General features: G+C 71.9%; 22 protein-coding genes and 1 pseudogene. 16 read left to right on the forward strand and 7 right to left on the reverse strand.

Features of this window, described 5'->3' with window-relative positions; all coding sequences use genetic code 11:
• The first annotated feature begins 99 nt into the window (after positions 1 to 99).
• Genes JYK18_RS23540 through JYK18_RS23555 form a run of 4 tightly spaced genes read left to right on the forward strand, consistent with a single transcriptional unit; the run spans position 100 to position 3,880 of the window.
• Complete coding sequence (locus JYK18_RS23540) at positions 100 to 594, forward strand: PH domain-containing protein (RefSeq protein ID WP_206804717.1); 495 nt, start codon at positions 100 to 102, stop codon at positions 592 to 594.
• Complete coding sequence (locus JYK18_RS23545; RefSeq protein ID WP_206804719.1) at positions 591 to 2,105, forward strand: PH domain-containing protein; 1,515 nt, start codon at positions 591 to 593, stop codon at positions 2,103 to 2,105. Before JYK18_RS23540 ends, JYK18_RS23545 begins: the two co-directional genes overlap by 4 nt.
• A 9-nt stretch (positions 2,106 to 2,114) precedes the next feature.
• Complete coding sequence (locus tag JYK18_RS23550; protein ID WP_206804721.1) at positions 2,115 to 3,140, forward strand: aminotransferase class V-fold PLP-dependent enzyme; 1,026 nt, start codon at positions 2,115 to 2,117, stop codon at positions 3,138 to 3,140.
• A gap of 35 nt (positions 3,141 to 3,175) precedes the next feature.
• The gene (locus JYK18_RS23555; protein ID WP_242582019.1) at positions 3,176 to 3,880 is read left to right on the forward strand and encodes a hypothetical protein; all 705 of its coding nucleotides are present in this window, start codon (positions 3,176 to 3,178) and stop codon (positions 3,878 to 3,880) included.
• A 4-nt stretch (positions 3,881 to 3,884) separates the two neighbouring features.
• On the opposite strand, the gene JYK18_RS23560 is transcribed toward JYK18_RS23555, so the two are convergent.
• Complete coding sequence (locus JYK18_RS23560) at positions 3,885 to 4,832, reverse strand: ferritin-like domain-containing protein (RefSeq protein ID WP_307796026.1); 948 nt, start codon at positions 4,830 to 4,832, stop codon at positions 3,885 to 3,887.
• A 112-nt stretch (positions 4,833 to 4,944) separates the two neighbouring features.
• On the opposite strand from JYK18_RS23560, the gene rimP reads away from it, so the two are divergent.
• The 7 genes and pseudogenes from rimP to JYK18_RS23600 all read left to right on the forward strand — a co-directional run bounded on the left by rimP (position 4,945) and on the right by JYK18_RS23600 (position 11,742).
• Positions 4,945 to 5,457, forward strand: a complete 513-nt coding sequence (gene rimP / locus JYK18_RS23565) for a ribosome maturation factor RimP (RefSeq protein ID WP_206804724.1) — start codon at positions 4,945 to 4,947, stop codon at positions 5,455 to 5,457.
• The gene (nusA, locus tag JYK18_RS23570; RefSeq protein ID WP_206804726.1) at positions 5,454 to 6,551 is read left to right on the forward strand and encodes a transcription termination factor NusA; all 1,098 of its coding nucleotides are present in this window, start codon (positions 5,454 to 5,456) and stop codon (positions 6,549 to 6,551) included. The genes rimP and nusA overlap by 4 nt, the downstream gene beginning before the upstream one ends.
• Positions 6,552 to 6,625: 74 nt before the next feature.
• Positions 6,626 to 6,871 carry a YlxR family protein gene (locus tag JYK18_RS23575; protein WP_206804729.1) on the forward strand — a complete coding sequence of 82 codons (246 nt, stop codon included), beginning with the start codon at positions 6,626 to 6,628 and terminating at the stop codon, positions 6,869 to 6,871.
• Between the two features lie 172 nt (positions 6,872 to 7,043).
• A pseudogene (gene infB / locus JYK18_RS47585) lies at positions 7,044 to 10,032 on the forward strand (translation initiation factor IF-2).
• 72 nt (positions 10,033 to 10,104) lie between these two features.
• Positions 10,105 to 10,398: a DUF503 domain-containing protein gene (locus tag JYK18_RS23590; protein WP_153034542.1), complete on the forward strand. Its 294-nt coding sequence runs from the start codon at positions 10,105 to 10,107 to the stop codon at positions 10,396 to 10,398.
• A gap of 15 nt (positions 10,399 to 10,413) precedes the next feature.
• A complete protein-coding gene (rbfA, locus tag JYK18_RS23595; RefSeq protein ID WP_206804733.1) occupies positions 10,414 to 10,869 on the forward strand; it encodes a 30S ribosome-binding factor RbfA in 456 nt (151 codons plus the stop codon).
• 6 nt (positions 10,870 to 10,875) lie between these two features.
• On the forward strand, positions 10,876 to 11,742 hold the full coding sequence (locus JYK18_RS23600; RefSeq protein ID WP_242582021.1) for an alpha/beta hydrolase family protein: 867 nt from the start codon (positions 10,876 to 10,878) through the stop codon (positions 11,740 to 11,742).
• A gap of 173 nt (positions 11,743 to 11,915) precedes the next feature.
• On the opposite strand, the gene JYK18_RS23605 is transcribed toward JYK18_RS23600, so the two are convergent.
• Positions 11,916 to 12,944 (reverse strand): TRM11 family methyltransferase, encoded by a 1,029-nt coding sequence (locus JYK18_RS23605; RefSeq protein ID WP_206804735.1) that lies wholly within the window; start codon positions 12,942 to 12,944, stop codon positions 11,916 to 11,918.
• A gap of 23 nt (positions 12,945 to 12,967) precedes the next feature.
• On the opposite strand from JYK18_RS23605, the gene JYK18_RS23610 reads away from it, so the two are divergent.
• Complete coding sequence (locus tag JYK18_RS23610; protein ID WP_206804737.1) at positions 12,968 to 13,969, forward strand: bifunctional oligoribonuclease/PAP phosphatase NrnA; 1,002 nt, start codon at positions 12,968 to 12,970, stop codon at positions 13,967 to 13,969.
• A gap of 147 nt (positions 13,970 to 14,116) precedes the next feature.
• On the opposite strand, the gene JYK18_RS23615 is transcribed toward JYK18_RS23610, so the two are convergent.
• The 5 genes from JYK18_RS23615 to JYK18_RS23635 all read right to left on the reverse strand — a co-directional run bounded on the left by JYK18_RS23615 (position 14,117) and on the right by JYK18_RS23635 (position 18,572).
• Positions 14,117 to 15,466: a S9 family peptidase gene (locus tag JYK18_RS23615; protein ID WP_206804739.1), complete on the reverse strand. Its 1,350-nt coding sequence runs from the start codon at positions 15,464 to 15,466 to the stop codon at positions 14,117 to 14,119.
• Between the two features lie 92 nt (positions 15,467 to 15,558).
• Entirely contained in the window at positions 15,559 to 16,140 is a 582-nt protein-coding gene (locus tag JYK18_RS23620) for a helix-turn-helix domain-containing protein (RefSeq protein WP_206804740.1), read from the reverse strand.
• A gap of 80 nt (positions 16,141 to 16,220) precedes the next feature.
• Positions 16,221 to 16,913, reverse strand: coding sequence for an adenylate/guanylate cyclase domain-containing protein (locus JYK18_RS23625; RefSeq protein WP_206804742.1), 693 nt, complete (start codon positions 16,911 to 16,913; stop codon positions 16,221 to 16,223).
• A 238-nt stretch (positions 16,914 to 17,151) separates the two neighbouring features.
• The gene (locus JYK18_RS23630) at positions 17,152 to 17,970 is read right to left on the reverse strand and encodes a helix-turn-helix transcriptional regulator (RefSeq protein ID WP_206804744.1); all 819 of its coding nucleotides are present in this window, start codon (positions 17,968 to 17,970) and stop codon (positions 17,152 to 17,154) included.
• Positions 17,971 to 18,359: 389 nt separating this feature from the next.
• Entirely contained in the window at positions 18,360 to 18,572 is a 213-nt protein-coding gene (locus JYK18_RS23635) for a DUF397 domain-containing protein (protein WP_307796027.1), read from the reverse strand.
• Positions 18,573 to 18,718: 146 nt separating this feature from the next.
• Here JYK18_RS23635 and JYK18_RS23640 point away from each other — a divergent pair, with 146 nt between their 5' ends.
• From JYK18_RS23640 to JYK18_RS23655, 4 genes are all read left to right on the forward strand, one after another.
• A complete protein-coding gene (locus tag JYK18_RS23640; protein ID WP_206804747.1) occupies positions 18,719 to 20,038 on the forward strand; it encodes an MATE family efflux transporter in 1,320 nt (439 codons plus the stop codon).
• A gap of 126 nt (positions 20,039 to 20,164) precedes the next feature.
• The gene (locus tag JYK18_RS23645) at positions 20,165 to 21,493 is read left to right on the forward strand and encodes a nitrate/nitrite transporter (RefSeq protein ID WP_206804749.1); all 1,329 of its coding nucleotides are present in this window, start codon (positions 20,165 to 20,167) and stop codon (positions 21,491 to 21,493) included.
• Between the two features lie 57 nt (positions 21,494 to 21,550).
• A complete protein-coding gene (gene truB / locus JYK18_RS23650; protein WP_206804751.1) occupies positions 21,551 to 22,465 on the forward strand; it encodes a tRNA pseudouridine(55) synthase TruB in 915 nt (304 codons plus the stop codon).
• Between the two features lie 10 nt (positions 22,466 to 22,475).
• On the forward strand, positions 22,476 to 23,441 hold the full coding sequence (locus tag JYK18_RS23655) for a bifunctional riboflavin kinase/FAD synthetase (protein WP_206804752.1): 966 nt from the start codon (positions 22,476 to 22,478) through the stop codon (positions 23,439 to 23,441).
• Positions 23,442 to 23,472: the final 31 nt, after the last annotated feature.

The following is a 23,472-nucleotide window of genomic DNA, read 5'->3' on the forward strand; positions in this document are numbered from 1 at the left end:
ACCACGCCCCCTGCCGCTCGCCGGTGGCCGCGTTGCCCGGCCGCCCGCCCCTCGTTTACCATGCGATCGCATTGTAAACATGGGGACAGGGGAAATTCCATGTCGGGGACGGTGCGGCTGCGGCCGCCGAGCAATGAACTGAACCCACGGGTGGTCGGCTGGTGGCGGGCGCAGTGGGCGCTGACCTTCGCCGTGCCGGTGGTCGTGCTGGTGGTGCTGGGGCTGCTGATCAGCGGGGCGCGGTTCTGGCTGCTGCTGCCCGCGGTGGTGCTGGTGGTGATCGCGCTGCCGTTCGTGGCGCTGATGCCGTTGTGGTGGTACCGGGTGCACCGGTGGGAGGTCACCGACACCGCGGTCTACGTGCGGACCGGCTTCTTCTGGCAGGAGTGGCGGGTGGCGCCGATGTCGCGCATCCAGACCGTGGACACCGTGCGCGGCCCGCTGGAGCAGGGCTTCAAGCTGGCCACGGTCACGGTGACCACGGCGTCGTCGAAGGGGCCGATCAAGATCGAGGGGCTGGACCACGAACTGGCCGCGGACCTGGCCCAGCAGCTCACCGAGACCACCCAGGCCACGCCGGGTGACGCGACATGACCGCACCGGGGGAAGCCGCCGAGGGGTGGCGCAAGCTCGACCGCCGCACGATCTACGTGAGCGCGCTGGTGCTGGCCGGGATCGCCGTCGGCGCGGGGGTGCCGACCACGATCGGGATCGCGTCGGGCAACGGGCTCGGCGTCGCGCTGGCGTGGGTGCTGCCCGGCGCCGCGCTGCTGATCCTCGGCGGCACCGCGTCGGACTACCTGCGCTGGCTCAAGACGCGCTACCGGGTCGGGCCGGAGCGCGCCGAACTGCACACCGGGCTGCTGCTGGTGAAGCGCCGGTCGCTGGCCAGGGAGCGCATCCGCAACGTGGACCTGACCGCGAACCCGCTGCTGCGGGTCTTCGGGCTGGTCTCGGTCAAGATCGGCACCGGCGAGCAGCGGCAGGGCGGGGAGAGCACGCTGGTGCTGAACCCGGTGACCAAGGCCGAGGGCGACCGGCTGCGCCGGGAACTGCTGGCCCGTGAGTCCACAGTGGACGCACGACCCGGGGTGGACGGCACGCTCGCCCGGCTCGACCCGGCGTGGATCCGGTACGCGCCGATCTCCTTCCTGGTGCCCGCGCTGGGGCTGGCCGCCGGTGGCGCGGTGATGCAGGTGTCGGACTGGATCGGCGTCCAGGACGGGTTCGTCCGCTGGATGATCGACCTGTTCGAGGGTTTCCCGCTGGTGCTGGCGATCCTGGTGCTCGCGGCCATCCTGCTGGTGGCCGGTTTCGTCGGGTCGCTGGCGTTGTTCGTCGAGATGTGGTGGAACTACCACCTCGAACGCGAACCCGGCGGCACGCTGCGCGTCCGGCGCGGGCTGCTGACCACGCGCTCGATCTCCCTGGAGGAGCGGCGGCTGCGCGGGGTCGAGGTGGTCGAACCGCTCGGCGTCCGGCTGGCCGGCGCGGCCAGGGTGGACGCCGTGGCCACCGGCATGGTGCAGCGCCAGGAGGACGACAAGACCGACAACAAGACGCTGCTGCCCGCCGCGCCCAAGGAACTCGCCGACCACATCGCCGCGGTGGTGCTGCGGGAGGGGAAGTCGCCGACGGAAGCGGCCCGACTGATCGGGCACCCGGTCGCCGCGCGCGGCCGGCGGCTGCGGTGGTCGATCGGGGCCGTGGTGCTGCCGGTCGCCATCCTGGCCGGGCTCGGGTTGCTGCTCACCGACGTGCTGCTGCACATCGCGTGGATCGCCGCGGTGATCGGCCTGCCGATCGCGGTGGTGCTGGCCGTCGACGCCTACCGGTCGCTCGGCCACGCGCTGTCCGGCGACTACCTGGTGGCCAGGGCGGGGTCGGTGCGGCGGGCCACGGTGGCGCTGCAGCGCGAGGGCGTGATCGGCTGGACGGTCAAGCAGTCGATCTTCCAGCGGCGCGCCGGGTTGATCACGCTGACCGCGACCACGGCCGCCGGCACGGGCGGTTACGACGTGCTCGACGCGGCCGAGAGCGAGGGCCTCGCCTTCGCCGACGAGGCCGTTCCCGAACTGCTCGGGCCGTTCCTCGAGCGTGGCTAGATTGGGGGCATGCGCACAGCTTTCGGGGAAGAGTTCGCGGTTCCGGCCGGGTACCTGAACACGCCGAGCATCGGGGTTCCCCCGGCTTCGGCCGCCGACGCGGTGGCCGAAGCCGTGGCCCGCTGGCGCAGCGGCGCGGACCGGCCGCCGGACTTCGACGCGGTGGTGGCGGCGTCGCGCGAGGGGTTCGCGAAGCTGATCGGCGTCGGCGCCGACCGGGTCGGCACCGGCGCCACGGTCTCGCAGCTGATCTCGATGGTCGCCGCCGGACTGCCCGACGGGGCGAAGGTGCTCGTCGCCGAGGGCGACTTCACCAGCGTCACCTTCCCCTTCGCGGTGCAGGCTCGGCGTGGCGTGACCGTCACCGAGGCGCCGCTGGCCGACCTCGCGGACCGCGCGGCGGGCCACGACCTCGTCGCGGTGAGCGTGGTCCAGTCCGCCGACGGCCGCTACGCCGATCTCGACGCGCTGCGCGCCACCGGCGTCCCGGTGCTGCTCGACGCGACGCAGGCCATCGGCTGGCAGCCGCTCGACCTCGGCTGGGCGGACTGGGTGGTCTCGGCCTGCTACAAGTTCCTGCTCGCGCCGCGCGGCGCCGCCTGGATCGCGGTGCACCCGCGCGCGCTGGAGCGCACGGTCCCGCACGGCGCGAACTGGTACGCGGGCGACAACCCGTGGGACACCGTCTACGGCCTGCCGATGCGCCTGGCCGACGGCCCGCGCTCGCTGGACCTGTCGCCCACCTGGCTCTCGCACGTCGGTGCCGCGGTCACCCTGCCCTACCTCGCCTCGCTGGACCTGGAGCAGGTGCGGGCGCACTGCGTGAAGCTGGCCGACTCGGTGCTGGCCGGGCTCGGCCTGCCGGAGCGGGGGAGCGCGATCGTCTCGCTGCCCCAGCCGGAGGCCCCCGCCCTGCTCACCGAGGCCGGCGTGGTGTGCAGCAAGCGCGCCGGGCGGACGCGGCTCGGCTTCCACCTCTACAACTCCGAGGAGGACTGTGAGCTGGTGCTGGAGGCGCTGCGCACGTTCGAGTGACCATGGGAGCGGGGCGTCGGTTACCGTGACACCTCGTGGTTGGTGCCAACTTCTCCTACCCCGGTGGTGACGCCGCGGGCGACACCGCGCCGTTACCCCGCGTCCGCCAGTCCGGGCCGCCGCCGCGGGCCGGGTCGCCCGGGTTGTCTGGAGCGTCCGGTTCGCTGGTCGGCGGTCCCGTGTTCAAGGGCCTCGGCCTGGTGCTCGTCGCGCTGGTGTCCGGGCTGGTCTGGTGGCTGATCCGGTACGAGGCCGAGCCCGAGGTCCAGGCCCAGCCGGACCCGCTGGTCTCCGGTGAGTTCAAGTACGAGCGCGTGGCGGGCCCGGTGACCAGCACCGACTGCGCCGGCAACGCCTACGGCGAGATCAAGCGGTGGTTCGCCGAGCACCCGTGCCAGCGGGTGGTGCGCGCGCTGTACGTGACCAACGCCGGCGAGGGCGCGCGGGCGCTGGTCTCGGTGGTGCTGGTCACCATGCCCGACCCGGAGCTGGCCGCCCAGCTCAAGGCGGTCACCGACACCGACAACACCGGGAACATCAACGACCTGCTCCGCGACGGCACCGCGAAGCTGCCCAAGGCACCCGAGGTGGCCAAGGGCAACTACGACTCCAAGGTGGCCGGCGCCGACGTGACCATCGTCGAAGGCGACTTCTACGACAAGCACAAGGACGACCCGCTGCTCAAGCGCGTCACCGCCGACGCGCTGCGGCTGTCGGAGGCCCTGCGCCCGGGAACCTAGGCCGTCAGGTCCCCGGCAGCGCCACCGCCGCGGGGGATTCGCCCGCTTCCTTGCGCCACGAGGTGCCGCGCGTCGCCGAGCCGACCAGCGCCCGCAGCGCCACCGTGCGCAGCGTCGTGTCGTCGGTGCGTTCGAGCACGCCTCGCCAAGCGGCCGCCGCGTCCGACTCGGCGGTGGCGACCAGCGCCATCGCCGACTTCGCGTCGGTCACCGGCTTCGGCGGCAGGTACGCGGGCTCGGTCGGCACCGGGGTCGCCCCGGCCGCGGTCAGCATCCGCTCGCAGGCGTCCCGGCGGTCGCGGTGCGCGCTCGCGCCGTTCTCCGTACCGCTGCGGAAGTCGTTCGGCAGGAACGCGGTGACCAGGCCGTACACCCACACCGCGGCGTGCTCGGCCGACAGCGCGTCCTGCACCGCGGTCACCGACTCCGGCGGCAGCTGCCCGGTCTGCGGCGGCTCGACGTCGTCCCCGGCGGCACCCGCGCCCAGCGACGGCGACAGCTGCTGCACCGCGGCGCAGCCCGCGGCCACCGAACCGGCCAGCGCGGCGCGGTTCCGCGGCAGCGTCGGCACCAGGTCCTCGGCCTGCTTGCGTGCCTGCGCCAGCCGTTCCTTGAGCGCGTCGAGCCCGGCGGCCTGCCCGCTGTCGGGCGTGGTGGCCGACTTGGGCCGGTTGAGCCGATCCACTTCGGACTGCAGGGCGTCCGCCTGCGCGGTGCGCACCGCGGCGACCTGCTTGGCCAGTTCGGCGCCCTCACCCCCGCCCGAGGCCAGCGCGGTGGCGGCGGTGGCGTCGGCACGGGCCCGCGCCAGCAGCGGGGCCAGCTCGTCGGGCGCGGTTTCGTAGCCGGGGCCGCACGCCGCGGCCAGCGGCAGGGTCGCGGCGGCGCCGCCGAGGAACACGCCCGCGCGCAGCACGCTCCGCCGGCTCAGTGGTGTCCGTCTTGATCTCACGACGCCCCATCCTGCCAGCACGCCGATGCCGACCGCGCTCATGCGTGCCTGACGGCGCACCGGATAAGCTGGACCATCACTGAGCCGAACAGCCGAACAGGAGAGCGCCAAGGTGGCAGGAGAACTCGCCGGGCGGCTCGAGCCGATCGTGGCCGAAGCCGTTTCGGGCGCGGGTTTCGAGCTCGATGCCCTCGAGGTGCAGCAGGCGGGCCGACGCAAGCTGGTCAAGGTCGTCGTCGACGGCGAGGACGGCGTGGGGTTGGATGAGGTGGCCGAGGTCAGCCGGACCGTTTCGGCCGTGCTGGACGAGCAGGAGCACGTGCTGGCCGGCGCGTACACGCTCGAAGTCACCTCACCGGGGGTGGATCGCCCGCTGAGCAAGCCGCGGCACTGGCGCCGCGCGAAGTTCCGCCAGGTCCGGGTCACCCCGGCCGAGGGGGCCGGCTTCGTCGGCCGGGTGGGGAACTGCGACGAGGACGGCGCGCGCGTGCTCGTCGACGGGCAGCTGCGCACGGTCCGGTACGCCGAGATCGCCAAAGCGGTGATCGAGATCGAGTTCCGGCAACCGCCGGCCGAGGAGCTGCGGCTGCTCGAGAACGACATTACGGAGGAGGAGTCGAAGTGAACGTCGACATCGCGGCGCTGCGTGCGATCGAGCGGGACAAGGACATCCCCTTCGACACCGTGCTGGAGGCGATCGAGACCGCCTTGCTGACCGCCTACAAGCACACCGACGGGCACCAGCCGCACGCCAGGATCGACATCGACCGCAAGACCGGGTACGTGCGCGTGCTGGCGCACACCCTGGACGACAGCGGCCAGGTGGACGAGGAGTGGGACGACACCCCCGAGGGCTTCGGCCGGATCGCCGCCACCACCGCCCGGCAGGTCATCCTGCAGCGGCTGCGCGACGCCGAGCACGAGAAGACCTTCGGCGAGTTCGCCACCAAGGAGGGCGAGATCGTCGCCGGGGTGATCCAGCGCGACGCGCGGGCCAACGCCCGCGGCATGGTGGTGGTGCAGATCGGCGGCACCGAGGGCGTGCTGCCGCAGGCCGAGCAGGTGGCCGGGGAGTCCTACCAGCACGGCAGCCGGATCAAGGCCTACGTCTACGCGGTCTCCCGCAGCGCGCGGGGCCCGCAGATCATGCTCTCGCGCAGCCACCCGAACCTGGTGCGCAAGCTCTTCGCGCTCGAGGTGCCGGAGATCGCCGACGGCACGGTGGAGATCGCCGCGGTGGCACGTGAGCCAGGTCACCGGTCGAAGATCGCGGTCCGCTCCACGGTGCCCGGGGTGAACGCCAAGGGGGCCTGCATCGGCCCCGTCGGCGCCCGTGTGCGCAATGTCATGAGCGAACTGGCCGGCGAGAAGATCGACATCATCGACCACTCCGAGGACCCGGCTCGCTTCGTCGGGAATGCGCTGTCGCCGGCGAAGGTTGTCTCTGTCCGGGTGGTGGACGAACGGGCCAAGACCGCGCGCGTGGTGGTCCCGGACTTCCAGTTGTCGCTGGCCATCGGCAAGGAGGGGCAGAACGCCCGCCTCGCCGCGCGGCTGACCGGGTGGCGGATCGACATCCGGAGCGACTCCGCCCCGGAGGCCGCCGAGGAGGTCGAGGAAGAGGTGCCCGCCGAGGCTCCGGAGGCTCCGGAAGCCGAGCGGACAGGACTCGATCAGGACTCAACTCCGCGTCCGGCCACAACCGGTTCCGCCGACTGAAGGGCCAGGGGCTAGACTTGGGAGTGGTTCGAAGCTCGGAACCGGAAATCGCGCTCGACCACCGGGGAGACCCGGTGCGCACGTGTGTCGGCTGCCGGGAGCGGGCTTCGCGCGGTGAGTTGCTGCGAGTGGTCGCGGTCGAGGGCAGGCTGATCGCCGACGAACGTCGGCGGATGCCGGGGCGGGGTGCCTGGGTGCACCCGGTCGCGGACTGCCTGGCCAAGGCCGAGCGGCGGCGGGCGTTTCCCCGGGCGTTGCGGGTGCCCGGGCCGCTCGACGCGGCGCAGCTGCGGCAGTTCACCTCAGGTGTCACCGGGTGACGGGCTCCTCTGGAGCCCTCCACCCGGAACGGTGCGGGACGTTCCCGTGCCGAGTGGAGTCAAGGAAGCAGGTCGACCCGTCATGAGTCAGCCGTGAAGCTGAAGCCATGAACGCGCGACAATAGGACGAGGTCTGCGGTCTTGCCGCCGGCCTCCCCAGAACAGGAGTGCTGTGCCAGGCAAGGCCCGCGTACACGAGCTCGCCAAGGAGCTCGGGGTTACCAGCAAGGAAGTACTCGCCAAGCTCAAGGAGCAGGGCGAATTCGTGAAGTCGGCGTCGTCGACGGTGGAGGCCCCGGTGGCCCGCCGCGTCCGTGACGCCTACGCCAAGAAGGACGGCGCCAAGGGCGGCAAGAAGCCGGTCCCTGGCCCCGCCAACGGCGCGAAGCCGGGCCCGAGCCCGGCCAAGATGGCGCCCAAGCCCGCCGCCCCGGCGCCGCAGGCACCGCCCAGAGCGCCCGGCCGCGCCGCCCCGCAGCAACCGCAGCAGCAGCGCCCGGCCGCCGCGGGCCGTCCCGGCCCGGTCCGCGTCGGGTCCCCGGCCCGGTCCGGCCGCGCCGTCGACCCAGGCCGCGCCGTCGCCGCAGCCCGCCGCGCCGAAGCCGGCGCCGGAGGTGCCCGCGGCCAAGGCGACCCCGGCCGAGCAGGCGCCGCCCGCCCCGAAGCCGGAGACGCCCGCCGCGGCCTCTCCCGGGGTGGTCCCGCCGAAGCCGCAGGGTCCCAAGCCCGGTGGCCCGAAGCCCGGTCCGCGTCCCCCGCGGGTCGGCAACAACCCGTTCGGCGTCGGCTCGGGCGCGCCCGCGCCGCGCCCGTCCGCCCCGCGTCCCGGTGGCGGGCAGTCCGGTGGCGACCGGCCGCCGCGCCCGGGTGGCGACCGCCCGCCGCGTCCCGGTGGGGATCGTCCCGCCGGTGACCGTCCCGCGGGCAACCGCCCGAACCCGGGCAACATGCCCCCGCGCCCGAACCCCGGCATGATGCCGGGCCGCACCCAGCGCCCCGCGCCGGGTGGCGGCCGCGGTGGCCCCGGTGGCGGCGCTCGTGGTGGTCCCGGTGGCGGCGCCCGTGGCGGCCCCGGTGGTCCCCGCGGTGGCGGCGGCGGTGGCTTCCGCCCCGGTGGCGGCGGTCCCGGTGGCGGTGGCGGCGGCGGTGGCTTCCGCCCCGGCGGCGGTGCCCCGGCCGGTGGTGGCGGTTTCCGCGGTGGCGGCGGTGGCCGTGGCGGCCCCGGTGGCCGCGGCGGCACGGCCGGTGCCTTCGGCCGTCCCGGTGGTCCCTCGCGCAAGGGCCGCAAGTCGAAGCGGCAGAAGCGCCAGGAGTACATGGACAACATGCAGGCGCCCAGCGTCGGCGGTGTCCGTCTGCCCAAGGGCTCCGGCGAGACCATCCGGCTGCCCCGCGGTGCCTCGCTGACCGACTTCGCGGACAAGATCGACGCGAACCCGGCTTCGCTGGTGCAGGTGCTGTTCCACCTCGGTGAGATGGTCACCGCCACGCAGTCGGTGTCGGAGGACGTGCTGGAGCTGCTCGGCTCCGAGATGAACTACGTCGTCCAGGTGGTCAGCCCCGAGGAGGAGGACCGCGAGCTGCTGGAGACCTTCGACATCACCTACGGCGACGACGCCGGTGACGAGGAGGACCTGCAGGTCCGGCCGCCGGTCGTGACCATCATGGGTCACGTCGACCACGGTAAGACCCGCCTGCTGGACACGATCCGGAAGACGAAGGTGCGCGAGAGTGAAGCCGGTGGCATCACCCAGCACATCGGCGCCTACCAGATCGAGACCGAGCTCGAGGGCGTCGAGCGGCTGATCACCTTCATCGACACCCCGGGTCACGAGGCGTTCACCGCCATGCGTGCCCGTGGGGCGAACTCCACCGACATCGCGGTGATCGTGGTCGCCGCCGACGACGGTGTGATGCCGCAGACGGTCGAGGCGATCAACCACGCGCAGGCCGCCAAGGCGCCGATCGTGGTCGCGATCAACAAGATCGACAAGGAGGGCGCGAACCCGGACAAGATCCGGCAGCAGCTCACCGAGTACAACCTGGTGGCCGAGGAGTACGGCGGCGACACCATGTTCGTCGAGATCTCCGCGCGGCAGAACATCAACATCGATGGCCTGCTCGAGGCGATCCTGCTCACCGCGGACGCCGCGCTGGACCTCCGGGCCAACCCGGACATGGAGGCGCAGGGCGTGGCGATCGAGGCGCACCTGGACCGCGGTCGCGGTCCGGTGGCCACGGTGCTGGTGCAGCGCGGAACGCTGCGGGTCGGCGACTCGGTGGTGGCCGGCGACGCCTACGGCCGCGTCCGCCGCATGGTCGACGAGCACAACGAGGATGTCACCGAGGCGCTGCCCTCGCGTCCGGTGCAGGTCATCGGGTTCACCTCGGTGCCCGGCGCCGGGGACACCTTCCTGGTGGTGGACGAGGACCGGGTCGCGCGGCAGATCGCCGAGCGGCGCCAGGCCCGCATCCGCAACGCCCAGAACGCGGCGAAGCGGAAGCGCGTCAGCCTGGAGGACCTGGACTCCGCGCTGAAGGAGACCAACACCCTCAACCTGATCATCAAGGGTGACAACTCGGGTACCGTCGAGGCGCTCGAAGCATCCTTGCTGCAGCTGGACGTGGGTGAGGACGTCGACCTCAACGTGGTGCACCGCGGCGTCGGTGGGGTCACCGAGAGCGACATCGACCTGGCGACCGCTTCGGACGCCATCGTGCTGGGCTTCAACGTCCGCGCGCAGGGCAAGGCCACCGAGCGGGCCACGCGCGAAGGCGTGGACGTCCGCTACTACACGGTGATCTACCAGGCGATCGACGAGATCGAGCAGGCGCTCAAGGGCATGCTCAAGCCCGAGTACGAAGAGGTCGAGCTGGGCAAGGCGGAGGTCCGCGAGGTCTTCAAGTCCTCGAAGATCGGCACCATCGCCGGTTGCCTGGTCACCTCGGGCGAGATCCGCCGCAACGCCAGGGCGCGCCTCATCCGCGACAACGTCGTGGTCGCCGAGAACCTGCCGGTCAGCTCGCTGCGGCGGTTCAAGGACGACGTGGTCGAGGTCAGGGACGGCTACGAATGTGGTCTCACCCTGGGCTCGTACAGCGACATCAAGGTCGAGGACATCATCGAGACCTACGAGCAGCGCGAGAAGCCTCGCGCCTGATGCGCGGCACCGGCCGGGGACGGGTTAGGCGGTCCCCGGCTGGTTCACGCATCCATCACCAGGTAGGGACAGATGTACGTAGGTGCGCTCGAGTTCGACCTGTTGCTCGGGGACGTGCACTCGCTCAAGCAGAAGCGCTCGGTGGTGCGCCCGCTGATCGCGGACGTGCGCAAGCGGTTCGAGGTGTCGGTCGCCGAGGCCGGGCACCTCGACCTGCACCGCCGCGCGCTGGTCGGAGTGGCGCTGGTGGCCGCCGACAGCGAGCATGTGCGAGACGTTCTCGATGCCTGTGAACGCCTGATAGCCGGTCGCCCGGAGCTGGAACTGCTCTCGGTGCGGCGACGGCTGATCGGACCGGAAGACTAGAAAGGGGTGTGCGTCGTGGCCGATCCGGCACGCGCGCGCAAGCTCGCCAAGCGGATTTCCCAGATCGTGGCCTCCGCCATCGAGCACGACATCAAGGACCCGCGGCTGGCGAACGTGACGATCACGGACACCAAGATCACCGCGGACCTGCACGACGCGACGGTGTACTACACGGTGCTCGGCGAGACGCTGGACGCCCCGCCGGACATAGCGGGGGCCGCGGCCGCGCTGGAGTCGGCTCGCGGGGCGTTGCGGTCGAAGGTGGGGCAGGGGACCGGCGTCCGGTACACCCCGACGCTGACCTTCGTCACCGACAACATTCCCGAGGAGGCGCAGCGGATCGAGGATCTGCTGGCCAAGGCCAGGGAGGCCGACGCCGAGGTGGCCCGCCGGGCGACCGGGGCGCAGCCGGCCGGGGAAGCCGACCCGTACCGCCCGCCGCGGGTGGACGACGACGAGCTCTCGCACTGATCCTCCTTGTCCGGCAAGGGTTTTCCCGGCTTTCCCGGCTTTTCGCGACGGGCGCTGCTGCTGGGCGGCGGCGCCGTCGCGGTCGGCGCGTGTGCGCCGCCGGAGCCCGCTGAGCCCGCGCCGGTGGCGCCGCCCGTGGTGCCCGCGCCGCCGACGCCGGTGGGGCCGGTGACCGTGGACCGGGTGTTCTCGGCGGCGCGCGGGACCGAGCTGGACCTGGTGCTGATCACGCCGGAGGGGGTGCCCGCCGCGGAGCTGCCGGTGTGCCTGGCGTTGCACGGACGGGGTTCCAGCGCGAAGACCTTCGTGGACCTGGGGCTGCCCGCGAAGCTGACCGAGGCGGTGCGGGCGGGGATGCCGCCGTTCACCGTGGCGGCGGTGGACGGGGCGAACTACTGGGTGGCGGTCGACGAGGCGGATGACCCGCAGCGCATGCTGACCGGGGAGTTGCCCGAATGGCTGACCCGTCGTGGGCTGGGTTTGCGCACCGGCGGTGTGCCGTCGGCGGTGATGGGCATTTCGATGGGGGCCTTCGGGGCTTTGCGGTATGCGCGGGACCACCGCGACCTGCGGGCGGCCGCGGCGGTGAGTCCGGCTTTGTTCGTCGGCTGGGGGGACGCGCGGTCGCGGAAGGTGTTCCGGGATCGCGCGCAGTGGGAGTCGCACGAGCCCCTGCTGCACGCGGACGACACGGCTCCGGTGCCGATCGGCGTCTGGTGCGGTACGCAGGACCCGTTCGCCGGGGCGGCCCGGCGGTACATCCAGGCTGCTCGGCCGGAGGTGTCGAGGTTGGCGCCGGGTGGGCACACGGAGAAGTACTGGAAGAGCGTCCTCCCCGACGTGCTGCGGTTTGTGGGGGATCGGGTGTCGTGAGGGGGGCGCCCACCCCGGTTTTTTATTGTGACTACGGCGAAGACCCCGAAGTCAAGGCGGGAAAGATGCCTTGACTTCGGGGTCTTCGCCGTGTTTGGGCTGTGGACCGGGGTGAGGGAGGGGACTGGGTGGGGGTGTGGGTTCGGGTGCCCGGGTTGCGGTTTGGTGTCTTACTATTTCGGCTTCCGAGCGACAATTAAGTCTCGGATGATGGATTGGTCGACGCGGTGTTCGAAGTCCGCGTAGGGGCCGTCGTGGTGGATGGTGAGGCCTGCGCGCGTGAGGATTTCCGCTAGGTCCTCGCGTTTGGTGACGTGGGTGTTCCACGAGATGCCCAGTGCACCGCCGGGGCGGAGGACCCGGGTCCACACGGGAACGGCGGCGGCGAGCAAGTCGCTGGGGCTGCGGGAAAGCGTGCTTTCGCGGTGACTGCCGTGCTGGACGCCGTAGGGGGCATCGGTGACGATCAGGTCGACGGAGTTCGCGCGCAGCAACTCGTCCGTGGTGAGCGTGTCGCAGTTGTACACGGTCAGGCGCCGGGTGTCGCCCGCCTTGTAGTCCTCCTTGGTCACGCCGTACTCGATCTCCAGGCGGCGGCCCAGGCGAATCTTGTTGCGCCGCAACGCTCCTGAATCCGCCGTGTGCTTGAGGCGCTTGTTCCGCAGCCAGGTCTTGATGAACATCTCGTAGGCGTCGAAGTCCTTGCCGTCCACGTCGAAGCCGGTGCCGTGGAAGCCGTACATCATCGCCTGGTTGAGCGTGGTTCCCCGGCCGCACAACGGGTCCAGCACCTCGAGCGGCTCGGTGAAGCCGCGGCCGGCGGTGAGCAGGGTGACGTTGAGCAGCAGCTTGGTGAACAGCTCGTTCGTCTTGCCGGGGTACTTCTGGATGGTCAGCAGGTCCGAGTCGAGCCGGTCGGCGCGGTGCACCACCAGCGGTCGCAGCAGGTCGCCGGTCACCTCGAACAACGCGTACAGCGCGGACAGGTTCGACAACCGGGCCACGTCGGCCTCGGACAGCGGCTCGGTGGTGGTGAAGGTGACGTAACCGACCCCGCCGATCTCCGTCTCGGAGATCTCGTCGATCCCGGCGGAGAGTCCGGCCGCGCCGAACACGGCCAGCTCGGCGCGGAGCAGCTTCGGGGAGGAATCGGTGTACACCCGGTTGGCCGACGGATACACCAGGATCGCGTACTGGGACATCCGCGACAGCGTAGCTTGCGGGGGTGACCACCTCGCAGCTCGACGTCGATCGCGCCGGGGCCCTGCTCCGGGGCTCCGCCGACGTGCTCATCCTGTCCCATGTCCGCCCCGACGCCGACACGCTCGGCAGCGCGCTGGCCCTCGGCCGGGTGCTGCACCGCCGCGGTGCCACCGTGCGCGTGTCCTACTCCGGCGACTCCGCGCTGCCGGACAGCCTGCGCTCACTCGACCCCGGCGGCCTCTTTGTGCCCGAGGACCAGCTGCCCGACCACACCGCCCAGCTGGTCACCGTCGACGTGGCCAGCGCGGCGCGCCTGGGCGGGCTGGCCGGCCGGGTCGAGGCCACCCGCGCGGCCGGTGGTGAGGTGCTGGTGATCGACCACCACGCCTCCAACCCCGGCTTCGGCACGCTGAACCTGATCGACGCCGGTGCCGAGGCCACCGTGGTGCTGGTCCTGGCGGTGATCGACGCGCTGGGCGAGGAGCTGGACCCGGTGACCGCGAGCTGCCTGTACGCCGGGCTGATCTCCGACACCGCGATGTTCCGCCTCGCCCGGCCGGACACCCACCGGATGGCGGTCCGGCTGCTCGAAGCCGGGGTGGACCCGGCCCCGCTGACCAGGGAGGTGGTCGACGAGCGGCCGTTCGCCTCGCTGGCCATGCTCGGCTCGGTGCTCGGGGACGCGCGGTTCGAGCCGGATGCCGCGCAGGGCCACGGGCTGGTGCACACCGCGGTCACCGCCGATCTCGCCGCGACCGTGCGGCCGGAGGAGGTCGAGGGCGTGATCGACCTGGTCCGCACGGTCCGCGAGGCCGGGGTGGCGGTGGTGCTGAAGGAGGTGGCCGGTCCGAGTCCGGAGTGGACGGTCTCGCTGCGCTCGGCCGGGCGGCTGGACGTGTCCGCGGTGGCCGTCGCGCTCGGCGGAGGCGGGCACAAGCTGGCCGCCGGCTGCACGCTGACCGGCAGCGCCGACCAGGTCATGGAGCAGTTGCGCGCCGAGCTGGCCAAGGCGCCGCTGCTGTAGGGAGCAGGCAAGCCGGGGCATGCCGGGGGTTTGCGTGCCGAGCTGGCGAAGGCGCCGCTGCTTTAGAATCGCGCACGGAGGTTCGTGCACATCGAATACTCCGTTTTCCTGGGCCGCCGAGTGGCCGCTCGGCGGCCCAGGCCTACCTCACGGGAGCAGCAGGCCCCAGTAGAGGCCCCACGGGATCAGCAGCACGGCACCGCCCAGCAGCAGCCCGAGCCGGATCCGGCTGGCCCCCGACCGCCGCCACGCCGCCGCGGTGAAGCCCGCCGCGACCAGCGCGCCGACCGCCACCAGCTGCGTCACCAGCCACAGCAGCGGCCTATCCAGCACCACCGGGCCGACCTCCTGCCCGTTGCTCATCGTGAACGTCCCGAGGAACGCCAGGAAACCGGTCACCGCCAGCAAGCCCGCCGCCGAGGTCCAGCGTGCCGCGGCCAGGCCTTCGCGGCGGCGCCGCGCGGTCAGCGGGTACGCGGCGAAGGCGACCACCAGCGCGAGCAGGGCGAACCCCTGCACCCACAGCGATTCCCACCAGGCCAGCGGGGTCAGCGGCGCGGCCGGGACCGCCTGCGCCGGCGGGGCGTCCGAAGTGGACGGCGGGGCGCCCGCGGCCAGGCCGTGCACCCACGAGCCGACCAGTTCGGGATAACCCGGTTCGAGGGCGTCGAGCCGGTCGAAGCCGGTGGTGGTGCGGATCAGCGAGTGGTGCGCCTCGGGGAACACGCGCATGGTGTAGCTGGGATTGGCCGCCAGCGCGCCGGCGTAGATGGCGGTCGCGTCCCCCGGCGGGCTCTGGTTGTCCTTGCCGCCCCAGATGCCGAGCACCGGCAGGCGCAGCGCCCGCAGGGACGGCACCGGGTCGTAGTCGGCTTCGGGGAACAGGCCCGCCTCGGCGGCGATCCGGGTGCCGTTGACCGCCACCCGGTCGAGCACCGACGGCGCGGTCACGCCCTGGTGCCCCAGCCACCGGCGGTAGCTCCACGACTGGGCGCGGACCGGGCTGACCCCGTTCCCGCCGACCAGGATCAGGAACGCGGGATCACTGCGGGTCGCGGCCAGCGGCGCGACCCAGGCGCCTTCGCTCAGCCCCCACAGCCCGGTGCGCGCCGGATCGACCTCCGGGCGGGTGCGCAGGTAGGCCAGTGCCGCCACCGCGTCGTCCGCCAGCGCGGAGAAGTCGCGGCTGACCGTGGAGTACGCGCTGAGGTCCTTGTCGTAGATCAGCGTGACCACGCCCTGCGCGGCGAAGGCCTCCGCTTCGCGGCGCACCTTCTCCCTGGTCACCCGGCCGGAGCCGTGGACCAGCACCACGCCCGGACGGCGGATGCCGTCGGGTGGCGGGCCGACGATCGAGCCGTGCAGGGTCTTGGCGCCGCTCGGGAACGAGAAATCCGCGTTCTGCGGCTCTTGTTTCGCCTGGGCGGGGATCGAGAAGAGGGAAAGCAGGATTCCGGCTACGGCGAGCAGGATCGCCGTTCTTTTTGTGCGCAGCATGAGGCCGCGGTCCTTCCAGGAGGTTCGTGCACATCGATGAAGGTGAATCCCGGTGCCGCGGGTGGCCGCCCGAGGGCACCGGCGCGTGGTGGCTACTCCACGGGCGCCTCCGTTTCCGGGATGGGGAAGGCGACGAAGCGCACCGCCAGCGCCCTGGCGTCCGGCGGGATCTCCTCGTCGGAACGCCAGTAGCGGCGGAGGAGGCCGAGGTAGTCCTCGAAGAAGCGCACGGCCTCGTCCCGGGTGAGGTGGAGGGTGCCGCGGCTGAACGGCAGCACGTCGCCCCAGTCGCCCATCGACTCGCGCTGGGCCTGGAACGCGGCGAACAGCTCGAGGTCCGCCTGGAACTTCTGGCGGCCGAACTCGTCGAGCTGGGTGCGCAGGTCCGGGCTCTGCTCGCTGCGCGGCGGGAAGCGCAGGTCGTGCGGCCGAAGCCGCCACCAGCGCTCCCGGCCGCGCGTGGCCTCTTCGGCCGCCTCGACGTACCCGTGCTCGGCCAGCTGCCGCAGGTGGTAGCTGGTGGCGCCGCTGTTCTCCCCGAGCGCCCTGGCGAGCATGGTGGCGGTGGCCGGGCCGCGGCGGAGTTCGGTCAGGATCCGCAGGCGGCGCGGATGGGTGAGGGCCTTGAGCTTGGCCGGGTCGTCGACCTGCTCCGGCTCGGGCGGACTGGGCATGAGTGCAAAGTTAGTTGTGCACAGGTTCCTGTGCACCTGCTCCGGCCCGATCTCGGGGACAACTCAGGGATACCCCGGGGTCAGGCCGACTGCATCCGCTTGGCCAGCGCGACGGCCCTGGACAGCCTTCTCCGGTTGACGTCGATCACCTTGCCCTCACCGCCCCCGCCGTGCCGCTGCTGTGGTTCCTTGGCCCGGACCCAGCCGCGGTGCAGTTGGCTCGCCACCTCGACCTGGAGCGCCTGGGTGAACGAAGCGGCGTCGATGCCGTCGTAGCCCTGGCGCACCACGCCCTGGTAGATGGCATCGGACACGGCGAGCAGCAACGGTGTCTCCGTGCTGCGGAAGAGTTCTTTCAGCATCGGGGCGTCGAGCAGCCGGAAGGCGATGTCGAGTGCCTCCCCGAAGCAGCCGTAGCGGTCGATGTGCACCTCGCCCGCGTGCAGCACGGCCCGCATCCGCAGGCGGTGACCGGGGTCCCCGGCCGCGTGCTGCTCCAGCATCTCCTCGAGCGCGGGCACCACGGTGGACAGGAACACCGTGCGCGGCACTTCGTCCACCGGCCGGACCAGCACCAGCACGCTGTCGCCCCGGTCGACCCACGGTTCGTGGTGGTCCTCCCCGATGCCCGCCTGCCGCAGGCTCTGCTCGACCATGTCGTACATGGCGGCCCGCAGGCCCGCCTTCATCATGTTGTTCTGCTTGGTCGACCCCTCGATGTCGACCGCGAAGATGACCCGGGTCACCGGCGGGCCCGGGTCCAGCGTGTTCATGGTGCCCTGCCTGGTGGCGGTGCGTTTTTCCCGGTTTCCAGCATGAAGATCGGTCTCCTTCCGGACGCCCCCGACGCCCTTCCCCCTTACGACACCGGAATTACTTGTCTGGCCGGGAGCGCGGCGACGGCGGTACCGTGAAGACCGCGGTGCGACTCCTGCCTGCTGGCCGTGGGTGGTGGTGTGGTTTCCGCCGGGGCGGCCCCTGTGCCAGCAGAGGCCGCCCCCACTACTCATCTCATTCGTCCTCTCCCAGTCGTGCGAGCAGTTCGTCGAGGAAGACCAGGGTGTCCTCCTCGGAGAGCGCCTTGTCCTGCAGTTCGGTGAAGAACTTCGAGTAGCGCGCGGTCTGCTCGGTCGGCTCCTCGATGAGCTGGTCACCGTCCGGCGTCTCGAGCAGCATCGCGTAGTCGTCCTGCTCCTCGGACAGCTCGAGCACCATGAACGAGCTGACCATCGCCGAGCTCGGCCCGGCGGTGAACGGCATCACGCGAATGTGCATCTGCTTGTACGCGGACAGTTCGACCAGTTGCCGGACCTGCCCGAGCATCACCTCGGGGCCGCCGACCTGACGCAGCAACGCCGACTCGTCGATGATGTAGGACAGCTCCGGCCCGCCGGAACGCAGCAGTTCGTCCCGGCGCCGCATCCGGACCTCGACCCCGCGTTCCACGTTGGCTTCCGGCGTGCCATAGGCGCGCATGATCGCCGCGGCGTAGTCCGGGGTCTGCAGCGTGCCCGGCACGATCAGGCCCTGGAACTGCTGGAGGCGGATGGCCGAGGATTCCAGGCCGATCAGGCTGATGAACCGCTGTGGGTAGACATCGCGGTACTGGTGCCACCAGGCCGGCTTCTTGCCCGCCTTGACCATGTCGACGAGCTGGTCGACCCGCTCGCGCTCGGTGATGTCGTAGTGCAGCAGCAGGGCCTTCAGGTCGGTCACCGAGATGCCGACGGTGCCTTTCTCGATCCGGATGAGCTTCGACGGCGACCAGTCGAGGGCCTCCGCGACGTCGCGCTGGGTGTACCCCTTGCTGTCGCGTTCCTGCCGCAGCACAGCCCGCAGTCTCCGGAGCTGGCCTACGGGGGAATCCGCCCTCGTCATGTATCTGTCCTCCTGGTGGTCGGTTGGCCACCTGCTATATAGCAGATGGTATCAGTCACAGTGCTTACCAGCGAAGGGCTGAACGCAGAAAGTTGGGTGCCGTTTTGGTGGTCTCCGGGTTGCCGGGCGGCCATCTGATAGGGCCTGAATGACGGGTCCCGAATTGCGGGCACCCGTCTGACCGCTCCCTGTCTGCTGGGTCTCAGGGTGACGGATCCCGGTCTGACGACTCCCAGTCGGCCAGCTGGCGCGGCCATTCTGGCCTAGAACACCCTACTGAGGGCGCGCGGGGGTGCGAGGGAACGCAGGGTCACCGGATCCGGTGATGTGGGTGAGGAGGATCAGGCGCCGGTGCGGAGGGCGGCCAGGAAGGCGGCCCAGCCCGCCGCGGAAAACCGCAGGCGGGAGCCATGCCGGTCCTTGGAGTCGCGGACCAGCACGTCACTGTGGTCGAACGCGACTTCCACGCATTCTCCGCCGCCCTCGTTGCTTCTGGAGCTCTTGATCCAGCGAAGGCCGGACGAATCGACTTCGACCAGGCGTGGGCTGCCCACGTGTCCTCCCCTGGGGTTGTGCGCGCAAGGCGGGTCCAGACCAAATTTCAGCTTATGGGCGGTAACTGAGCGTTTACTACCGCCGACAGAGCTAGGTCCTGGCCAGCGAACGGGGGATTGTCGGTACGGATAGTTAGGCTCAGCAAGTGCCTGACATCGTCACCGGCCGGGTACCCGCCAAACGGGTGCTCGGATTGGCCCTTCCCGCACTCGGCGTGCTCGCCGCCGAGCCGCTCTACGTCCTCGTCGACACCGCTGTCGTGGGCCACCTCGGCGCGCTGCCGCTGGCCGGGCTCGCGCTCGGCGGGGTGCTGCTCTCGCAGGTGTCCACCCAGCTGACCTTCCTCTCCTACGGCACCACCTCGCGGACCGCCCGGCTGCACGGGGCCGGGCGGCGGTCGGAGGCGGTCCAGGAGGGCGTGCAGGCGACCTGGCTGGCCATCGGGGTGGGGCTGGTGCTGCTGCTGGCCGGGCAGCTGCTGGCCGGGCCGGTCGCGCGCGGGCTGGCCGGGGACGCCGAGATCGCCGGCGCGGCGGTGTCCTGGCTGCGGATCGCGTTGTTCGGCGCGCCGCTGATCCTGATCACCATGGCGGGCAACGGCTGGATGCGCGGCGTGCAGGAGGCCCGGCGCCCGCTCTGGTACGTGCTCGCGGGCAACGGGATCTCCGCGGTGCTGTGCCCGCTGCTGGTCTACGGCGCCGGGTGGGGGCTCGAAGGCTCGGCCGTGGCGAACGTGGTCGCGCAGGTCATCTCGGCGGCGTTGTTCATCCGCGCGCTGGTCAAGGAACGCGTCCCGCTGAAGCCGGACTTCGGGGTGATGCGGGCGCAGCTGGTGCTCGGCCGGGACCTGGTGCTGCGCAGCTTCGCGTTCCAGGCGTGCTTCCTCTCCGCCGCCGCGGTCGCCTCGCGGACCTCGACCGAGGCGGTCGCCGCGCACCAGGTCGTGCTGCAGTTGTGGACCTTCCTCGCGCTGGTGCTGGACTCGGTGGCGATCGCCGCGCAGTCGCTGGTGGGGGCCGCGCTGGGGGCGGGGAGGCGGACGGAGGCACGTGGCATCGCCGGGCAGATCACCCGGTACGGGCTGCTCTTCGGCTGCCTGCTCTGCGTGGTGTTCGCGGCGGTGTCGCAGGTGCTGCCGAAGGTGTTCACCGCCGACGCCGGGGTGCTCGCCGAGATCCCGCACGCCTGGTGGTTCTTCGTCGCGCTCCAGCCGATCGCCGGGGTGGTGTTCGCGCTGGACGGGGTGCTGCTCGGCGCCGGGGACGCGGCGTTCCTGCGGACGGCGACCCTGCTCAGCGCGGCCGCCGGGTTCCTGCCGCTGGTCTGGCTGTCGCTGGCCTTCGGCTGGGGGCTGGCCGGGATCTGGACCGGGCTGACCCTGTTCATGTTCTTCCGGCTCGCCTCGGTGGTGGCGCGCTGGCGCTCGGGCAACTGGGCGGTGGTCGGCGCGGTCCGCGGGGCGTGAAACCCGCGTGTGGTGAAGGCCACCTCGGTAACGGGTATGTTTCGGCGTTGCTTAGGCGATACAACAAATAGGGCGGCATCGGCGGCGTCCTCTTCGTTGTGCCCGTGTCTCGCCTAGGAGGACCCCTTGCCTTCCCCCGCCACCGGCCGCGCCACCCGCCGGTCGTGGTTCATCTGGTTGACCGCCGCCGCCGTCTACCTGCTCGCCGTGTTCCACCGCACCTCGTTCGGCGTGGCCGGGTTGCAGGCCGCCGAGCGCTTCGGCGTCGGCGCGGCCGCGCTCGGGACGTTCACCGTGCTGCAGGTCGGCGTGTACGCCGCGATGCAGATCCCGACCGGTGTGCTGGTCGACCGGTACGGCCCGCGCAAGGTGCTCACCTACGCGCTGCTCTTCCTCGGCCTCGGCCAGGTGCTGCTGGCGGTCGCCACCTCCTACCCGCTCGGCCTGCTCGCCCGCGCCGTGCTCGGCTTCGGCGACGCGCTCACCTTCGTCAGCGTGCTGCGGCTGATCGCCGCGCACTTCCCCGGCAGGCAGTACTCCGTGGTCACCTCGTTCACCACGGCCATCGGCTACGTGGGCAACCTGGCCGCCACCGTGCCGCTGACCTTCCTGCTGGCCGGGCCGGGCTGGACGCCGACCTTCCTGGTCGCGGGCCTGGTCACGGTGGTCTACGCGGTGGTCGCCACGCTGCGGATCAAGGACAACCCGGCGGGCGTGCCGCCGGTCACCGCCGCGCCGGCCGGGCGCCGCGTGCTGGCCGGCCGGGTGGCCGAAGCCTGGCGCACGCCCGGCACCCGGCTCGGCTTCTGGGTGCACTTCGCCACCATGTTCGGCGCCAACGTGCTGTCGATGCTGTGGGGCGTGCCGTTCCTGGTCGCCCAGGGCATGAGCCCGGCCGGGGCGAGCGCCATGCTGACCGTTTTCGTGTTCACCTCGATGCTCGGCGGCCCGGTGGTGGGCAACCTGATCGGGCGGCGGCCGTCGGTCCGGATGCCGCTGGTGATCGGGTTCCTGGCCGGGGCGGTGGTGATCTGGGCGCTGCTGCTGTCGTGGCCGGGTTCGGTGCCCGCGCCGGTGCTGGCACCCGCGTTCGCCTTCTTCGCGCTCGGCGGGCCCGCGTCGATGATCGGGTTCGCGCTGGCGCGGGACTACAACCCGCTCAGCCGCGTCGGCACGGCGACCGGGGTGGTCAACGTCGGCGGGTTCGTGGCCACCACGATCGCCGCGCTCAGCGTCGGGGTGCTGCTGGAGCTGACCGGCGGGAACTTCCGGATCGCGCTGCTGTCGATCGTGGCGGTGCTGCTGCTGGGCAGCTGGCGCACGCTGGTCTGGTGGCGGCGGGCGCGCGCGGTGCTGTTCGCCGCGCAGGCCCGCGGCGAGGCGATCCCGGTGCAGGTGCGCCGCCGTCGCTGGGACGCCCCGCAGCGGCAGGCCGCGACGGCCGCCGCCGCGTAGCGCGGGAACGACCAGCCCCTCGTAGGGACCCGGTGGCGGCTGAATAGGGTTTCGCGCGTGTCTCGCCAGCAACAGCCGCGTCGTCCGGCGCCGCCACCCGGACTTCTGATCGTCGACAAACCGGCGGGGATGACCTCGCACGACGTGGTGGCCCGCGCCCGCCGCATCATGGGCACCCGCAAGGTCGGCCACGCCGGCACGCTGGACCCGATGGCCACCGGCGTGCTGGTGCTCGGCATCGAACGCGCCACCAAGCTCCTCGGCCACCTCGCCCTCGACCGCAAGACCTATCTCGCGACCATCTCCCTCGGCTCCTCGACCACCACCGACGACGCCGAGGGCGAAGCACTGAGCACCGCCGAGCCCGCGGTGGTGGACGCCGTCACCGACGACGCCATCGCGGCGGGCATCGCCGAGCTCACCGGCGAGATCCAGCAGCGGCCGAGCGCGGTCAGCGCGGTCAAGGTGGACGGCAAGCGCGCCTACGCCCGCGTGCGCGCCGGCGAGGAGGTCGAGCTCGCGGCCCGCCCGGTCACCGTCTACCGGTTCGACCTGCTGGCCACCCGGCGCTCGCCCGGCGGCATCGAACTCGACGTCGTCGTCGAGTGCTCCTCCGGCACCTACGTCCGCGCGCTGGCCAGGGACCTGGGCGCCGCGCTGGGCACCGGCGGCCACCTCGCCGCGCTGCGCCGGACCACGGTCGGCCCGTTCACCCTCGCCGCCGCGCGCACCCTCGACGTGCTCGAGGACCGCCCGGAGCTCTCGTTCGACCTGGACAAGGCGGTCGCCACCGCGTTCCCGCGCCGCGATGTCGACGGCGCCACCGCCCGCGCGGTCCGGCACGGGCAGCGCATCCCGGCGGCCGGGGTCGGCGGCACGTACGGCGTGTTCGACCCGGACGGGCACGTGCTCGCGCTCGCCGCGGACGACGGATCCGTGGCCCGCGCGGTGGTGGTCCTGCTTCCCGCATAGGGTTGGGCCCGTGCAGCGTTGGCGTGGTTTGGCGGATCTTCCTGGCAGCTGGGGCCGGTGTGTCCTGACCATCGGCGTGTTCGACGGAGTACACCGTGGACACCAGGCCCTGATCAGGCGGACGGTGGAGGCGGCGCGCTCGCGCGACCTGCCCGCCGTGGTGCTCACCTTCGACCCGCACCCGTCGGAGGTGATCCGGCCCGGCAGCCACCCCGCGCAGCTGACCACCCTGCGGCGCAAGGCGGAGCTGGTCGAGGAACTCGGCGTGGACGTGTTCTGCGTGCTGCCGTTCACCCCGGAGCTCTCGCGGCTGACCGCGCACGAGTTCGTGCACGAGGTGCTGGTGGACCAGCTGCACGTGGCCGCGGTGATCGTCGGCGAGAACTTCACCTTCGGCAACAAGGCCGCCGGGGACGTGGCGCTGCTGCGCACGCTCGGCCGCCGGTTCGGCTTCGCCGCGCAGGGCGCCGAACTGCAGGGGCAGGCGCTCGGCCCGGCCGTGGGCAACGCCGACGGCGAGATCACCTTCTCCTCCACCTACGTGCGGTCGTGCATCGACGCCGGTGACGTGCGGGCCGCGGCCGAGGCGCTGGGCCGCCCGCACCGGGTCGAGGGCATCGTGGTCCGGGGCGCCGGGCGCGGCAAGGACCTCGGCTTCCCGACCGCCAACCTGTCCACCCCGCGGTTCGCCGCGATCCCGGCCGACGGGGTGTACAGCTGCTGGTTCACCCGATCGACCGATCCCGCCAAGCGGTTGCGCGCGGCGGTCTCGGTGGGCACGAACCCGACCTTCTCCGGGCGCGAGCGCACCGTCGAGGCCTACGTGCTCGACGTGGAGGAGGATTTCTACGGCCACGACGTGGCACTGGACTTCGTGGTCAAGCTCCGCGACCAGATCCGCTACGACTCGCTCGACCCGCTGATCCGGCAGATGACCGCCGACGTGGAGCGCACCAGAGAGGTGCTGGCCGAGTAATCTCGGCTTTCCGGACCGGTGGGGGTGTCCG

The sequence above is a fragment of the Amycolatopsis sp. 195334CR genome, assembly GCF_017309385.1.
Lineage (GTDB): Bacteria > Actinomycetota > Actinomycetes > Mycobacteriales > Pseudonocardiaceae > Amycolatopsis.

Coding starts and splice junctions, on each gene's coding strand:
- JYK18_RS23540 (WP_206804717.1), top strand. CDS start 100: ATGTCGGGGACGGTGCGGCTGCGGCCGCCGAGCAATGAACTGAACCCA.
- JYK18_RS23545 (WP_206804719.1), top strand. CDS start 591: ATGACCGCACCGGGGGAAGCCGCCGAGGGGTGGCGCAAGCTCGACCGC.
- JYK18_RS23550 (WP_206804721.1), top strand. CDS start 2,115: ATGCGCACAGCTTTCGGGGAAGAGTTCGCGGTTCCGGCCGGGTACCTG.
- JYK18_RS23590 (WP_153034542.1), top strand. CDS start 10,105: ATGTACGTAGGTGCGCTCGAGTTCGACCTGTTGCTCGGGGACGTGCAC.
- JYK18_RS23605 (WP_206804735.1), bottom strand. CDS start 12,944: ATGTCCCAGTACGCGATCCTGGTGTATCCGTCGGCCAACCGGGTGTAC.
- JYK18_RS23615 (WP_206804739.1), bottom strand. CDS start 15,466: ATGCTGCGCACAAAAAGAACGGCGATCCTGCTCGCCGTAGCCGGAATC.
- JYK18_RS23620 (WP_206804740.1), bottom strand. CDS start 16,140: ATGCCCAGTCCGCCCGAGCCGGAGCAGGTCGACGACCCGGCCAAGCTC.
- JYK18_RS23625 (WP_206804742.1), bottom strand. CDS start 16,913: ATGAACACGCTGGACCCGGGCCCGCCGGTGACCCGGGTCATCTTCGCG.